The organism is Rhodanobacter sp. BL-MT-08, from assembly GCF_054161255.1.
In genome coordinates, this window is the sequence record NZ_CP167872.1 from 1107509 (window position 1) to 1121471 (window position 13963).

Annotated in this window: 14 protein-coding genes; 8 read left to right on the forward strand and 6 right to left on the reverse strand. The window is 62.3% G+C overall.

The features are described from left to right. Nucleotides 1–2: 2 nt before the first annotated feature. On the reverse strand, nt 3–425 hold the full coding sequence (locus tag ACDK93_RS04610) for a DNA polymerase III subunit chi (RefSeq protein WP_458071416.1): 423 nt from the start codon (nt 423–425) through the stop codon (nt 3–5). 162 nt (nt 426–587) lie between these two features. After that, nucleotides 588–2075: a leucyl aminopeptidase gene (locus tag ACDK93_RS04615; protein ID WP_458071418.1), complete on the reverse strand. Its 1488-nt coding sequence runs from the start codon at nt 2073–2075 to the stop codon at nt 588–590. Nucleotides 2076–2173: 98 nt separating this feature from the next. On the opposite strand from ACDK93_RS04615, the gene lptF reads away from it, so the two are divergent. The 6 genes from lptF to ACDK93_RS04645 all read left to right on the forward strand — a co-directional run bounded on the left by lptF (nt 2174) and on the right by ACDK93_RS04645 (nt 7931). Then, on the forward strand, nt 2174–3283 hold the full coding sequence (lptF, locus tag ACDK93_RS04620) for an LPS export ABC transporter permease LptF (protein WP_458071420.1): 1110 nt from the start codon (nt 2174–2176) through the stop codon (nt 3281–3283). A 10-nt stretch (nt 3284–3293) separates the two neighbouring features. Then, nucleotides 3294–4391, forward strand: coding sequence for an LPS export ABC transporter permease LptG (gene lptG / locus ACDK93_RS04625; RefSeq protein ID WP_458071421.1), 1098 nt, complete (start codon nt 3294–3296; stop codon nt 4389–4391). Nucleotides 4392–4441: 50 nt separating this feature from the next. Beyond that, nucleotides 4442–5461, forward strand: coding sequence for a low-specificity L-threonine aldolase (ltaE, locus tag ACDK93_RS04630; RefSeq protein ID WP_458071422.1), 1020 nt, complete (start codon nt 4442–4444; stop codon nt 5459–5461). Between the two features lie 537 nt (nt 5462–5998). Then, the gene (locus ACDK93_RS04635) at nt 5999–6700 is read left to right on the forward strand and encodes a hypothetical protein (protein WP_458071423.1); all 702 of its coding nucleotides are present in this window, start codon (nt 5999–6001) and stop codon (nt 6698–6700) included. Between the two features lie 70 nt (nt 6701–6770). Further along, nucleotides 6771–7598, forward strand: a complete 828-nt coding sequence (locus ACDK93_RS04640; RefSeq protein WP_458071424.1) for a TIR domain-containing protein — start codon at nt 6771–6773, stop codon at nt 7596–7598. A gap of 69 nt (nt 7599–7667) precedes the next feature. Further along, on the forward strand, nt 7668–7931 hold the full coding sequence (locus ACDK93_RS04645) for a hypothetical protein (RefSeq protein WP_458071425.1): 264 nt from the start codon (nt 7668–7670) through the stop codon (nt 7929–7931). Nucleotides 7932–8503: 572 nt separating this feature from the next. On the opposite strand, the gene ACDK93_RS04650 is transcribed toward ACDK93_RS04645, so the two are convergent. The 3 genes from ACDK93_RS04650 to ACDK93_RS04660 form a co-directional block, all read right to left on the reverse strand. Beyond that, entirely contained in the window at nt 8504–9784 is a 1281-nt protein-coding gene (locus ACDK93_RS04650) for a polyhydroxyalkanoate depolymerase (RefSeq protein ID WP_458071426.1), read from the reverse strand. 150 nt (nt 9785–9934) lie between these two features. Beyond that, nucleotides 9935–10678, reverse strand: a complete 744-nt coding sequence (locus ACDK93_RS04655; protein WP_458071427.1) for a class I SAM-dependent methyltransferase — start codon at nt 10676–10678, stop codon at nt 9935–9937. A 37-nt stretch (nt 10679–10715) separates the two neighbouring features. Further along, complete coding sequence (locus tag ACDK93_RS04660; RefSeq protein ID WP_458072342.1) at nt 10716–11219, reverse strand: RDD family protein; 504 nt, start codon at nt 11217–11219, stop codon at nt 10716–10718. Between the two features lie 50 nt (nt 11220–11269). Between ACDK93_RS04660 and xerD the strand changes: the two genes are divergently transcribed. After that, on the forward strand, nt 11270–12202 hold the full coding sequence (xerD, locus tag ACDK93_RS04665; protein WP_458071428.1) for a site-specific tyrosine recombinase XerD: 933 nt from the start codon (nt 11270–11272) through the stop codon (nt 12200–12202). An 18-nt stretch (nt 12203–12220) separates the two neighbouring features. Here the strand turns inward: xerD and ACDK93_RS04670 are convergent, their stop codons facing one another. After that, nucleotides 12221–12895 carry a Fe2+-dependent dioxygenase gene (locus tag ACDK93_RS04670; RefSeq protein WP_458071429.1) on the reverse strand — a complete coding sequence of 225 codons (675 nt, stop codon included), beginning with the start codon at nt 12893–12895 and terminating at the stop codon, nt 12221–12223. 183 nt (nt 12896–13078) lie between these two features. Here ACDK93_RS04670 and ACDK93_RS04675 point away from each other — a divergent pair, with 183 nt between their 5' ends. Beyond that, complete coding sequence (locus ACDK93_RS04675; protein WP_458071430.1) at nt 13079–13891, forward strand: DsbC family protein; 813 nt, start codon at nt 13079–13081, stop codon at nt 13889–13891. The last annotated feature ends 72 nt before the right edge of the window (nt 13892–13963 follow it).

The window sequence follows — 13963 nt, forward strand, 5'->3', positions numbered from 1 at the left end:
ACTTACATATCGAATTTTTTCAGCTCGAAACCCATCGTCTGGTAGTCACGCCAGCGTACGCGCGAGCCGTCGCGCTCGGCCGGATCGGCGGCGACCACTTCGAGAACGCGCTGAAACTGGCCGGTGGCGCAGCTGTCGCGCAGGTTGATCAGCAGCGGCCGATCCGCCGTCTCGATGCCCGGCGGCACGATCAGCACGGCCGTGTCCGCATCGTCGTCGTCACCGGCGAGCTGATGCGGAATCCACACGTCCTCGTCGAACGCCCACAGCAATTCGTCGATCGCCTCGGCCTGCTCGAAGTCGCGGGTCAATATCAGCGTCGGCTGCTGCGCCGCGAAGGCTTTCTTGGTCAGCTCGCACACGAGCAGCAGCGGCTGCTCGCGGAACCGCGGCTTGTCGATCAAGTAAAAATCAGCGCGTGGCACGGGATTTAAGCGGGCAACGGGGAACAGGGAATCGGGAACATCCGCGATGCGGAGATCGTCCGCATCGTCGCAGAGTCAAAATGCTGGAAAAAGGCGATGAGGGTGCACAAAGGCTCACGCTCGCCGCGAGCTGTGCGTTCCCTGTTCCCTGTTCCCCGCTCTTCATACCCGATCCATCAACCACTGCGTCAGCAGCGCGACCGGGCGGCCGGTGGCCAGGCCCTTGCGGCCCTCTTCCCACGCGGTGCCGGCGATGTCCAGATGCGCCCAGCGCTGGCCTTCGGTGAAGCGAGACAGGAAGCAGCCGGCGGTGATCGCGCCGGCGCTCTTGCCGCCGATGTTGGCGATATCGGCAAAGCCCGAATCGAGCTGGACCTGATAGTCGTCCCACAGCGGCAGGCGCCAGGCGCGGTCGAGCGTTGCTTCGCCGGCGGCCATCAGTTCGGCGGCCAGGTCGTCGTGCTTGCTCATCAGGCCGCTGGCGTGCTTGCCCAGCGCGACAACGCAGGCACCGGTGAGCGTGGCGGCGTCGATGATGGTGTGCGGCTGGAAGGTCTGCGCGGTGTAGGTCAGCGCGTCGCAAAGAATGAGGCGGCCCTCGGCATCGGTGTTGAGCACTTCGATGGTCAGGCCGGACAGGCTGGTGATCACGTCGCTGGGGCGGTACGCGTCGCCGTCGGGCATGTTTTCCACAGTCGGTACCACGCAGACCAGGTTGACCTTCAGCTCCATCTTCACCGCGGCGATAAACGCGCCGAGCACGGCCGCGGCGCCGCCCATGTCGAACTTCATTTCCTCCATGCCCGGGCCGGGCTTGAGGCTGATACCGCCGGTGTCGAAGGTGACGCCCTTGCCGACGAAGGCATACGGCTTGTCACCTTCGGTACCGTTTTTGTATTCCAGCACCACCAGCTTGGGCTTGTTGACCGAACCACGGGCCACGGCAAGCAGCGAGCCGAAGCCCAGCCGCTCCATTTCCACGTGGTCGAGCACACGGCAGCTGACCTTGTCGCCCTGGCCGTCGGCAAACGTCTGCGCCTGTTCGGCGATGTACGCCGGATTGCAGATGTTCGGCGGCAGGTTGGCCAGCTCGCGGGTGAACTCGATGCCGGAGGCCAGCGCGCGCGCCTGCTCGAGACCGGCCTGGGCGTCGGCGCCGCCGGCAAAGCTCACGCCGGCCAGCGTCACCTGCTTGCTCTTGTCGCGCGGCTTGAAGGTGGCGGTGTAGCGATACGCGGCGTGGTCGGTCGTCAGCGCGGCCATGCGCACACGCCAGGCGCTGTCGCGGCCCGGCACGTCGACTTCGGTGAGGTACGACACGGCGTCGGCCACCGGCAGCTTGCCCAGCGCACGCGCCGCTTCGATGCAGACTTTCTGATAGCGTGCCGCGTCGAAGGTTTTCTGCGCGCCGAGGCCGACCACCAGTACGCGCTTGGCCGCGACGCCGTGGGGTGCGAACAGCAGCGTGGTCGAGCCGGCCTTGCCGGTAATGTCGCCGCTTTCCACCTGGCGTTTGATGATGCCCTCGGCCGCGCTGTCCACGCGCGCGGCGGCGCTGGTCAGCATGCCTTGCTCATACACGCCCACGAGAACGCAGGCGGTGTCGACGGCTTCGGGGGCGGCGGCGCCAAGGCTGAACTGAAGTGTCATCGGATGTTTCCTGTGCGGGCGCGACGGCTGTCGAACCGGCTAGACTTGAGGTTTGCCGACCGTATCGGTCGCGGCGAAGGATCACTTAAGTTTATCTCATGCTGAGCATTCTCGACCGCTATTTCCTGCGTGAGCTGGCGCAAACCGTGGCTGCCACGGTCGTGGTGCTGCTGGTTGTGGTGGCGGGCAGCGCGTTTGCCAAGGTGCTGCAGCAGGTCGCCAACGGCAGTTTTCCGGCCAGCGTGATGTTCCAGGTGCTGGGGTTGCAGACGCTCGACGGCCTGACCAACATGGTGCCGCTGGCGAGCTTTCTTGGCGTGCTGATGGGGCTTGGCCGCATGTACCGCGAAAGCGAGATGCACGTGCTTGCGTCCTCCGGCATGGGCCCGCGCGGGTTGCTCAAGCCGGTGCTGATTCTCAGCGCGGTGCTGGTTGCCATCACGGCCGCCGTTTCGCTGTGGGTGGGACCATGGGCTGTCAGCACCAGTGACAACATGGTGGCGGTGGCCAATCGTTCGGTGATTGCGGCAGGCCTTGATGCGGGCCGCTTCACCGACCTGCCGGGCAAGGGCGGCATCATCTTTGTCGATTCGTTGAGCCGAGACGGCAGCAAGCTTGGCCATGCCTTCGTCGAAACGCAGCGCGATGCGGCGGGCGGCGCGTTGCATCTGAAGGTGGTCAGCGCCGACCACGGCGAGCTGTATCAGGAAAGCAACGGCTCGGACCGCTTCATCACCTTCCGCACCGGCTGGCAGTACGACATCCCGCTGGGCGCGGACAACTGGCGCAAGATGCAGTACGAGCGCAACGACACCTCGCTTTCCAGCGTGCAGTCTGACGATGGCGACAATGATCCCAGCCACTCGATGGATACGTTGAGCCTGCTGCGATCGCGCGATCCCGACGCGCGCGCCGAGCTGGCCTGGCGCGTCAATTCGCCACCCCTGACCTTGGTGCTTCTACTGCTGGCACTGCCATTGTCGCGCCAGAGCCCGCGCGAACCGCGCTATGGCCGTCTGTTTCTGGCCATCGTCACTTTCTATCTTTATTACGTGGTGCTGGCGCTGTGCCGTGGTCAGATTGCGAAAGGGCACTGGCACAGCCAAGTGCCCATGTGGGCACTGCACCTGCTGGTTTGCGGCATCGCCGGCTGGCTGCTGTGGAAGCAGTACGCACCGCGCAAGCTGCGTCTGAGCCAGCGCGCATGAGTAGCCCGGCATGAGTGTGCTAAGTATCAAGCGCGTCGACCGACTGGTGATGCTCAGCGTCCTCGGGTCGGTGCTGATGGTCTGGCTGGTGCTTGCCGGCTTCGATGCCGTGACCCAGTTTTTGCGCCAGCTCGGCAGCGTGGGCAAGAACGGCTACACGTTGAACAACGCGATCGTCTACGTTCTGGTGACGTTCCCACGCCGGCTGTACGAGATGTTCCCCAACGCAGCGCTGATCGGCGGCCTGCTCGGGCTTGGGGGTCTGGCCTCTACGGGCGAGCTCACCGCGCTGCGTGCGGCGGGCATGTCGCGCCTGCGCATCGCCATCTCGGCGGTCGGCGTGGTCACGCTGCTGATCATTGGCGTGGTCATCATGGGCGAAACGATCGGCCCCTGGGGCGATCAGAAGGCGCAGTCGATGCAGCTGCGCATGAAAAATGCCAACGTCGGCACCACCAGCAGCGGCACCTGGGCGCGCGACGGCAACAATTTCATCAACGCGCGTGGCAGCATGCTGACCAACCGCGGAGGCATCAGCAGCGTCGAGCTGGCCGACGTGCGCATTTTCACGATGACGCCGGACGGTCAGCTTACCCGGTTCGAATGGGCCAAGGCAGCCGAGCACAACGGCAAGCGCTGGCTGCTCAAGGACGTGCGCGACAGCACGCTGGATGCAACCGGTGTCCACACCACCACACTGGCCACGCAGCCATGGGCTACCGGGCTCAATCCGCAGGTCCTGGCGCAGTCGATCATCCTGCCGCAGTACCTTTCCATGCGCGACCTGCAGCGCAATATCCGCTACCGCGCCGCCAACGGCGAATCGCCCGGCGTGTATGCGGTGGCGTTCTGGGGACGTGCGCTTTATCCGCTCAGCGTGCTTGTGCTGGTGCTGTGCGCGATGCCGTTCGCCTTCGGTGCACTGCGCTCCGGCGGTCTGGGCAAGCGCATGTTCATCGGCATGCTGCTGGCGATCGGCTGGTACTTCCTGCAGAAGGCGATGGTGAACTTCGGTACCGTTTACGGCATGCCGCCGCTGCTGGCGAACCTGTTGCCGATTCTCATACTTGCCACTGCAGGTTGGCTGTACTTCCGCCGCAGCGGCTGAGTTCGCCCGCCTTCCACTTTTTATTCTTCTTCAAGCCGCGAGAGTCCGCCATGCGAGTTGTCGATTTACGCAGTGATACGGTCACCCAGCCGACCCAGGCCATGCGCGAAACGATGCTGCTGGCCGATGTCGGTGACGACGTCTACGGCGAAGATCCCACCGTCAACGCGCTGCAGCAGCGGCTGGCCGACGATCTCGGTTTCGAGGCCGGACTCTTCGTGCCTACCGGCACCCAGTCCAACCTGCTGGCGCTGATGGCGCACTGCGAGCGTGGCGATGAATATCTGGTCGGCGCCGACGCCCATACCTTTCGCTGGGAAGGCGGCGGTGCGGCCGTGCTCGGCTCCATCCAGCCGCAGCCGATTCCACAGGACGCCGACGGCACGCTGCCGCTCGACAAGGTCATCGCGGCGATCAAGCCGATCGATCCCCATTTCCCCCGCACCAAGGTGCTGGCACTGGAAAACACCTGGTGGGGCCGCGTGCTGCCGCAGGACTATCTCAAGGCCGCACGCGACCTCACCCGCGAACGCGGGCTCGGCCTGCATCTCGATGGCGCACGCCTGTTCAACGCCGCGGTTGCCGGCAACCTCCCGGCGCGCGACATCGCGCAGCACTTCGATAGCGTCTCGGTCTGCCTGTCGAAGGGATTGGGCGCGCCGGTCGGCTCCGTGCTGGTCGGCTCGAAGGCGCTGATCGACAAGGCGCGGCGCTGGCGCAAAGTCGCCGGCGGCGGCTGGCGCCAGGCCGGCCTGCTCGCCGCGGCGTGCATCTTCGCGCTCGATCACCATGTCGCGCGGCTGGCCGACGACCATCGCCGCGCCGCCTATCTGGCCGGCCGCCTGCGCGAGATTGCCGGCGTCAACTTGCTGGGGCAGTTCACCAACATGGTCTACGTCGACGTGCCCGCCGAGCGCTTGCGCGATTTGGACGTCCATATGAAAGCCGCCGGTATTCGCATCAGCATCGGCTATCTGCCGACGCTGCGGCTGGTGACGCATCTGGATGTGGATGATGAGGGGGTGGAGAGGGTGGTCGAGGCGTTCCGCTCGTTTTTTGCTCGCGGTTAGTTCGCGCTGCATTTTTCGCTAGTTTCTGCCGTGAATCTTCGCGGGTCTTGATGGATTGAAGTGCAGAGCTTTCGCACTCCTTCGGAGCGCGAGGTACTTCTCTTTTGCTTGTCCACACGCACGCGTTAGCGTGCGTGAACAGCGAAGCTGACCCGAAGGGCGAGGGGCTTTCAGCCCGGAGTAAAAGAGAAGTACCCAAGAGAAAACGACACCCCGCTTGGCGCTTGCCGGGCATCCCTGCCCGGCAAGTCCGTAAGCTGGGGCCGGGCTTTTCGACAGGACTCCTGTCCTGACGAAAAGGAATCGACATCCTGTCGATCCCCGCTGCGCGGCCTGTCGACCCCACCTCACCGCCGCACAGGGGCCCTATTAAAAGCGGCGCGCATCCTGCGCTCAGCAGGCTGACCGTTTGAGTCAATGTAAAAAGCTTTGTCTCGCTGATTTTCTTATCGCTTGACGCAAAACACGCGCAGCCTGAACATCTATTGCATATGCCTCAATCCGAGGTCTATTAGGTGTTAGCTCCAAGGGGAAAATATGCCAGGCCGTCCGCCAAAAGCTGCACATGTCAGGGACACATTTCTTGCAGCATCTTCATCTGCAAGTGATTTGGTGAAGACCATCTCAGGTCTTTCGGGAGTAAATCCCAATTCAACTTGTCCACGGCTGCACGCAGAACAGGCGCGACGGGTTGTAGAACTTGCTTTCCTCGGCCTCGTGTCTGCATGGGAGGAATTTTTAGAACAATCCTTCGTGCGCTACTTAGCGGGAGCCAAAGCAGACAATGACTTTTGCCCAGAGCTTCGCATGGGAAAGGCAACGGATATCTCTCATGCTTATCAAATCATTTCAGGTGATCCGAACTTCGATCCTTCCCGCAACTATGCGAAATTTGGAGAGCCTAAATGGGTCATATCCATCTCAAAAAATTACTTTGCGTTAGGTGCACCTTACGCCACAGTGCTTCAACCAAACATTGACCCAATTCAGCACTCGATCAAGCTTCGGAATCGTGTTGCGCATAACTCAAGCAAGTGCCGAGAAGACTTCATAAAATCGGCAAAGATTCATCTAAACATTCCAGAAGACGGAAAACTCAGGCAAGGCTACACAGTTGGGGATCTACTAGCTGCGCCCGCGGACCGTTTATTTGGGCAAGAAGCAAGGAATAAGGGTTGGACGTACTTTCAAGCCTACAATGCTCGCTTTCGCGCAATGGCACGCAAGATTGTGCGTTAGAACTAACAAATCGTTCGAGGCGGACGGCTGCGCCGCGGCGTAACTCCAGCGTTAGCCACTTAGGAATATCATGTTCTATCACGTAATCGTCGAAACAACTGAGAAGGTCGGCAAGCAGGGTGTGAATAAGGAGTATTTTGAACTCGACAAGTCCGATTTAAACGACGTCATGGAGCGCATCGTCTATCCCTTCCTTCGGAAGGAGGGATTCCAATTTGACGGATATTTCCTTCAGTACAACGAAGTTCGACGTATCGCCATTAAGGAGACGGAGAAGAGCTCTCAAACATTGTCGAAGTACGAAAACGACAATATGCCGGCTGGCATAATCATGTTCGTTTCGCCAACAAGCGTAATTTCTTATGAGAGACATGCGAAGGACATCACTGTCAAAGTCTTCGATGAGGCGAAGACGACTGTTCCTCCTAAAGCCCTATCAAAAACGTCTGCTAACCGCGACTTATCTAAAGTATTCATTGTCCATGGTCGTGAGGAATCGGCAAAAACAGAGGTTGCCCGTTTCGTTGAGAAGCTTGGCTTTGAGGCCATAATTCTTCACGAACAAGCGAGTTCCGGACAGACAATTATTGAGAAGATTGAAGCTCATACGAACGTAGGTTTCGCGGTTGTTCTTTACACCCCCTGCGATATCGGTGGCTTTGCAAAAGAGCCTCAACGGCCGCGCGCGCGGCAGAACGTAGTGTTCGAGCACGGATATCTCATCGGCAAGCTTGGTCGCCACAACGTGTCTGCTCTAGTGAAGGGCGACGTTGAGATTCCTAACGACATAAGCGGCGTTGTTTACGTGCCGCTGGACCAACACGGGGCTTGGCGCGTTGCTCTTGCTAAGGAACTCCGTACGGCTGGTTATCCCGTGGATATGAATCGTGTTGTTTAGAGCGAGGGCTAACCACTCGTTCAAGGCGGACGGCTTCGCCGCCGCTTAACTCCAGCGTTAGGAGTCTGCGTGAGCAACGATCAGGATGACCCTATGTGCCTTATGTTCAATCCGCCCCTGGTGGCATTGCTCTACAAGGCAGAGCAAACAATGGGCGCGCCGCTCACCGAGGCCCAAGTCCTCGCAATCCGGGACCAAGCCACTTGCATTGTTCTGCCTTATAGCGTGGCCGCCGCGGGGGAGAAGGCACGAGGCTATCCGGACATCGTTGCCGAGAATTGCTGGGCCGAGTGGCAATCGGTTCGGACTCAGCTTTTCGGCCAAGGCTCCTAACAACTCGTTCAAGGCGGACGGCTTGGCCGTCGAGTAACTTCAGTGTTGTACGGCATAGTGAAATTACGGGAACCTTCTTTGCTTTTCCAACCCCCTGTGCGGCGGTAGGGCGTGGTCGACAGGCCCGTCAGGGGAATCGACATGGATGTCGATTCCTTTTCGTCAGGGCAGGAGCCCTGTCGAAAAGCCCGGCCACGGCTCACGGACTTGGCGGGCGCAGCCCGGCAAGCGCCAAGTGGGGTGTCGTTTTCTCTTGGGTACTTCTCTTTTGGACAAGCAAAAGAGAAGTACCTCGCGCTCCGAAGGAGCGTGAAAGCTCTTGAGCTTTTTATTCCGAATATAGATGGCGAACAGCGGAAGGTTGAAAGCGTTGCGCACGCTGGCCCTTCGACTCCGCTCCGCTACGCTCAGGGTGAACGGAGTTCGATGATTGATCGAAGTTTGATGATTGATCGAAGTTTGGTGGTGAGGCCGTTTGGTCGTGAACGGATATGAGCATGTCCGGCGGGGAACTCGTTGATCATGACCGCGTGGCATAGGTCGAAAAAATGCGCCACCGCATGTGCACCAAATCAGCCCGCCGCAGGCGCCTTCTTCCCGACCACCGCCACCTTGTCAAACTTCCGAATAAAATCCCGCACCTGCGGATATACCGTCTCGCGCCAGCGGCGGCCGCTGAAAATGCCGTAGTGGCCGGCGCCTTCGATCACCTTGTGCGAGCGGCGCTTGGCAGGCACGCCGCTGCACAGTTCGTGCGCGGCTTCGGTTTGGCCGAGGCCGGAGATATCGTCCAGCTCGCCTTCGATGGTCAGCAAAGCGGTGGTCTTGATCGCCGAAGGCGTGACGCGCTCGCCGGCAACGTCCCACAACCCGCGCGGCAGCAGGAATTCCTGGAAAACTTTTTCTATGGTGTCGAGATAGAACTCGGCCGGCATGTCGAGCACGGCGTTGTATTCGTCGTAGAACTTGCGGTGCGACTCGGCGTCTTCCATGTCGCCGCGCAGCAGGTCCTGGTAGAAATCCCAGTGCGAGTTCAGGTGCCGGTTCGGGTTCATCGCGATGAATCCGGCGTGCTGCAGAAAACCCGGATACACCTCGCGGCCGTGGCCGGGGTAGTTGGCCGGCACCGTGTGGATGACGTTGCTTTCGAACCACGACAGCGGCTGCGTTGTAGCCAGGTTGTTGACGCTGGTGGGGCTGAGGCGCGGGTCGATCGGGCCGCCCATCATGGTCATGCTGCGCGGGGTTTTCTCGCCGCGGGCGGCCATCAGCGAAATGGCGGCAAGCACGGGCACCGTCGGCTGACAGACGGAGATGACGTGGACGTTATCGGAGCCGATGTGGCGGATGAATTCCTCGATATAAGCGACGTAGTCATCGAGGCTGAAGGCGCCCAATTCGAGCGGCACCATGCGCGCGTCGACCCAGTCGGTGATGTAGACCTTGTGATCGTGCAGCAGGGTGCGCACTGTATCGCGCAGCAGGGTGGCGTGATGGCCGGACAGCGGCGCCACTACCAGCACGATCGGATCGTGCTTCATTTTTTCGATGGTGGCCGGATCGTCGCTGAAGCGCTTGAAGCGTTTCAGCTGGCAGAACGGCTTGTCCAGCGCCACGCGTTCAATCACCGCGATTTCGTGATCGTGCGCCATGGCAATGGTGATGCCGAATTCGGGTTTCTCGTATTCCTTGCCCAGACGGTGCATCAACTCGTAGCCGGCCGCGATGCGCTGCGCGCCGCTGAGCTTGCCGAGCGGGCTGCTGTTGTCGTTGAGCATGCGCGCGTTGGCCTGCGCGAAGTAGCTCAAGGGACCGAGAAACGCACGCTGCCATTCATGGAGTTGATAGAGCATCGAAGAGACCGGCTGGCTAGAAGGAATTCTCCCATCTTAGCGCGGATTTCGGCGGTCTGCTGCGATGCGGTATTTGCCGACCACTGCGCGACAGCGCTTTTTCAATCAATTACTTGGAAAAGATTCCGCGCATTGGCTTGTGCACTGGTCTTACAGGTAGCGGCAGCGCAGCAGCAGTTCGTCCACGCCCTGCGTGTCGCCCATGCCTTCGCGCCATGCCAGCGGCTTTTGAAAACGCACGCCCAGCGGCATGAACACGCGGTTGTACCACCACATGGCGCGCTTGCGCTGATGGGTGAGAAACCAAAGCCCGACGTCGAGCAGGCGCGAGGATTTGGGTTGCATGCCGTAGACGGCACTGTGCTCGATGGTGAAGCCGTGCTGGGCCAGTCGCGTGATGATCTGTTCCGGCTCGTACCGGCGGCAGTGGCCGACGAAATCGTCGAAAGCGGTCCATGCGTCAGGATGCAGCGGCACGGAAAGCAGCAGAGTGGCGCCGGGCCTGGCCACGCGCGCCAGCTCGGCCAGCGCTGCGTTGTCGTCGTCGACATGCTCAAGAATATCCAGCGCGCAGATCAGCTCGAACCGCGCATCGCTGTACGGCAGCGCGCCGATCATGCCGTGCACGGCGTCGGCGCCGCGCTGGTGCAGGCGATGCAGGGCGGCATGGCTCAGGTCGACAAAGCAGGTGCCATCAAGCGGCATGCGCGGGCGCAGGCCTGGCGCCACTTCCAGCCGATGCGGCGCGCTGGATGCCAGCTCGCTGAGCAGCGGCCAGGTGTTGAAGCGATCGGGATCGATCAGCTGCGCGTCGGCCCACAGCGTTTCGTAAAATCCGCGGTTGGCGCGGATCAGCTCGGCGTCGGTGCGGGCGTGGGCGGGCGAGCTGGACATGGTCGAAGGGGATCCTGCGTGGATGGAGCGGGAGGCTTCAGCCGAGCAGGCGAATCTCGGTGCCGGCGGCCAGATCGTGCAGCGCCCGCCGCCGAGGGTTGGACAACGCTAGCGCAAACCATACCGCCCACGCGAGCAGCACGGCCCACAGCGTGTGCGGCAATCCCAGGACGGGTTCCAGCAGCAGCAGGAGCAGCGGCGCGGCGGCGACCAGCAGACGAATGACGGATTGCTGTAGCGAGGGCGTGGTGCCCGCCGTATTGGTCAGGCGCATGCGCCATGGCCGCATGCCGACGGTCTGGCCGCCGCGTCGCCATGCGCTGATGAAGTACGCCGCCACGACGGCTCCCTGCAAGGCCTGATACCAGACCGGCACCGAAGTCGTTGCGCCGGTGCGGATCAGCTGGCCGCCGGTTGCGAGCTGGCACAGCAGGCCCACCACCATCACGATCGCCACCACGATCAGCACGTCGTAGACCAGCGCCAGCAGGCGCCGCCACAGCGGGCAGGGGATATCGGTGGTGTGCAGCGTGGTCGGCATCGGCGGCTTGTCGCTTGCGTAGTGCGCGCGCAATGGCCAGCATCGTGCGCATGAAGAAGGAAGAAAACGTGTCCAGTATCGCCGAAGCCGATCGGCACAGCATCGCCGCGTTTCTCGAGCGCGTGTGGTCGGAGGACGGCCTGGCCGATCGCACGCTGGAAGCGTATCGGCGCGATCTGGAAGCGCTGGCGGCATGGCTGGCCACGCGTCAGCGCACGCTGCGCACCGCACAGCGCGAAGATATTTCCGGTTTTCACGGGCGGGCGTCGGGCAGCGCGCAGCCCGTGGCGATTCGCTCGATCGCGCGGCGGCAGTCGGCGTTTCGCCGCTATTACGCGTTTCTGGCGCGCAACGAGCCGGGCTTTGCCGACCCGACCCTGCTGATCGAGCGGCCGCGCATGCCGCGCAGCCTGCCCAAGGCACTGGCCGAGCGCGAGATCGTCGGCCTGCTCAACGCGCCGGATGTCACCACCGTGCTCGGCCAGCGCGACCGCGCGATGCTGGAGCTGATGTATGCGTCGGGCCTGCGCGTGTCCGAGCTGGTCGAGTTGCCGCTGGCGGCGCTCAACACGCGCCAGGGCGTGCTGCGCGTCACCGGCAAAGGCGGCAAGGATCGGCTGGTGCCGGTGGGCGAGGTGGCGCTGGAGTACATCAACAGCTATCTCAGCAGCGCGCGGCCGGAGCTGGCCAGGGGCCGGCAGCCGCCGGCGCTGTTTCTCAGCCGCCGGGGCGAAGGCATGACGCGGCAGATGTTCTGGACGCTGGTGAAACGCTACGCGCTGCAGGTTGGTATCAACGCCAAGCGCATTTCACCGCACGTGCTGCGGCATTCGTTCGCCACGCACCTGCTTAATCACGGCGCCGACCTGCGCGCGCTGCAGATGCTGCTGGGGCACAGCTCGCTCAGCACCACGCAGATCTACACCCTGGTGGCGAAAGAGGGGTTGAAACGGCTGCATGCGCAGCACCATCCGCGCGGTTGATCAGTTGAGCAGAGAGACCTAGACGTCGGCCCACATGCGCATGAGGTTTGCATGCGACTTGCTGATGGCGTCGAACGTCGCGCTTTTGCCCTCGCGCCCGAAGATGTTGCGCTTGGCGTTTTGCAGGTCCCACAGCAGCTCGCGCTGGCTGGCGTCGCGGACCTGACTCTGCACCCAGATCACCGCGGCATAGCGTGCGCCCTGGGTCACCGCGGCAACGCGATGCAGGGAATTGGCCGGGTACGCGATCGCGGCGCCCGCTTCGAGCTTGAACGCGCACTCCATGCCGTTGGCATCCACGATCAGTTCGCCGCCCGCGTAGGTTTTTGGGTCCGACAAAAAGAGGGTGATCGCCACGTCGCTGCGCACCGCGTTGCCCATGCCGCCCATCACCGGCGCATCCACGTGCGGCCCGTATTCCATGCCGAGATCGTAACGATTGAACAGCGCCGGCGTGACGGCCGATGGCAGCACCGCGGCCTGCAGCATGGCATTGCGAAGAAAGCCGTCGTAGACGATTTTCTGCAGCTTCGCCTGGCTTTGGGTGTCGTGGGTGACCTGCAGGTTCTTCTTTACCTCGCGCGCCGACCAGCCGGCGGTGCTGGCGCCGTCAACAAACGAAGCGGCGCCGAGCTCCCTGCGCAGCGCGCCGAGTTCCTCGTCGGTCAAGACATTGGGAATGCAAATGATCAAGTGATTCCGCCTGGACGTTCGAAACATGGGGCTAGCGATACCGCAATTTCCCTCGTCGGCACGGTCAAGGTCAAGCGACGTCTGGCCACCGTCTTCCTTCAGCTCAGGCGCATTCAGTCGCCTGTGCGAGAATGCACGATCGACGCCGCTATCGGGCGTCCGCACTGAATGACGAGGTTCTGGATGTTGAAGCAATGGCTGTTGGCCGCCGGTGTGGCCGCCTGTTCTTTTGGAGCAACGGCGGCGGATACGCCTGCCGCACCGGTCGCTACGGCCGCCACCAGCGCCACCCTGGGTCCGGGCGTAACGCCTGCGGCCGAAAAAATGGTGCGCGAGTCGATCGCCAAGATTTCGTCCAAGGCGGACATCGACGAGATCGACGTTGCGCCGATGCCGGGCTTCTACATGGTCATCGTGTCGGGGCAGATGCTCTACGTGAGCGCCGACGGCAAGTACATGCTCAACGGCGAGCTGGTCGATCTGGGCAGCAAGCAGAACACCAGCAAGATGGCGTGGGCGAAGTTCCGCAAGGCGCAGATTGCCAAGGTGCCCGCCTCGCAGCGCATCGTGTTCGCGCCAGCGCATCCGAAGGTCACCATCAGCGTGTTCACCGACGTCAACTGCGGCTTCTGCCGCGCCCTGCACGAGCATATCGCCGACTTCAACAAGGCCGGCATCGCCGTGGAATACCTGGCGTGGCCGCGTGAGGGTGTGACTACCACGGCCGGGCGACCGACGCCGACGTATACCGAAATGGTCTCGGTCTGGTGCGCAGCCGATCGCAAGGCCGCCTTTACGGCCGCCATTGGCGGTGCGGCGCCCAAGCCGGCTACCTGCACCAATCCGGTCAAGGACCAGTTCGAGCTGGGTTTGAAGCTGGGCCTGGACGGTACGCCGACCATCTACGGCCCGGACGGCCGCGTGCTCGGCGGCTATGTGACGCCTGATCAATTGCTCAAATCCATCAAGGATGGCTCGGACGTCAGCGGCAGCTGAGCGTCCGACGAGGTGCAGCAACGGGCCATGTGCCCATGTGCGGTGCCGTATCGCAGCATCAGCTAGACCGCA

Excerpts from the sequence above, each read along its gene's own strand:
- ACDK93_RS04615 (WP_458071418.1), bottom strand. The coding sequence starts at position 2,075 with ATGACACTTCAGTTCAGCCTTGGCGCCGCCGCCCCCGAAGCCGTCGAC.
- lptG (WP_458071421.1), top strand. The coding sequence starts at position 3,294 with ATGAGTGTGCTAAGTATCAAGCGCGTCGACCGACTGGTGATGCTCAGC.
- lptF (WP_458071420.1), top strand. The coding sequence starts at position 2,174 with ATGCTGAGCATTCTCGACCGCTATTTCCTGCGTGAGCTGGCGCAAACC.
- ACDK93_RS04675 (WP_458071430.1), top strand. The coding sequence starts at position 13,079 with ATGTTGAAGCAATGGCTGTTGGCCGCCGGTGTGGCCGCCTGTTCTTTT.
- ACDK93_RS04660 (WP_458072342.1), bottom strand. The coding sequence starts at position 11,219 with ATGCCGACCACGCTGCACACCACCGATATCCCCTGCCCGCTGTGGCGG.
- xerD (WP_458071428.1), top strand. The coding sequence starts at position 11,270 with ATGAAGAAGGAAGAAAACGTGTCCAGTATCGCCGAAGCCGATCGGCAC.
- ACDK93_RS04655 (WP_458071427.1), bottom strand. The coding sequence starts at position 10,678 with ATGTCCAGCTCGCCCGCCCACGCCCGCACCGACGCCGAGCTGATCCGC.
- ACDK93_RS04650 (WP_458071426.1), bottom strand. The coding sequence starts at position 9,784 with ATGCTCTATCAACTCCATGAATGGCAGCGTGCGTTTCTCGGTCCCTTG.
- ACDK93_RS04640 (WP_458071424.1), top strand. The coding sequence starts at position 6,771 with ATGTTCTATCACGTAATCGTCGAAACAACTGAGAAGGTCGGCAAGCAG.
- ltaE (WP_458071422.1), top strand. The coding sequence starts at position 4,442 with ATGCGAGTTGTCGATTTACGCAGTGATACGGTCACCCAGCCGACCCAG.
- ACDK93_RS04635 (WP_458071423.1), top strand. The coding sequence starts at position 5,999 with ATGCCAGGCCGTCCGCCAAAAGCTGCACATGTCAGGGACACATTTCTT.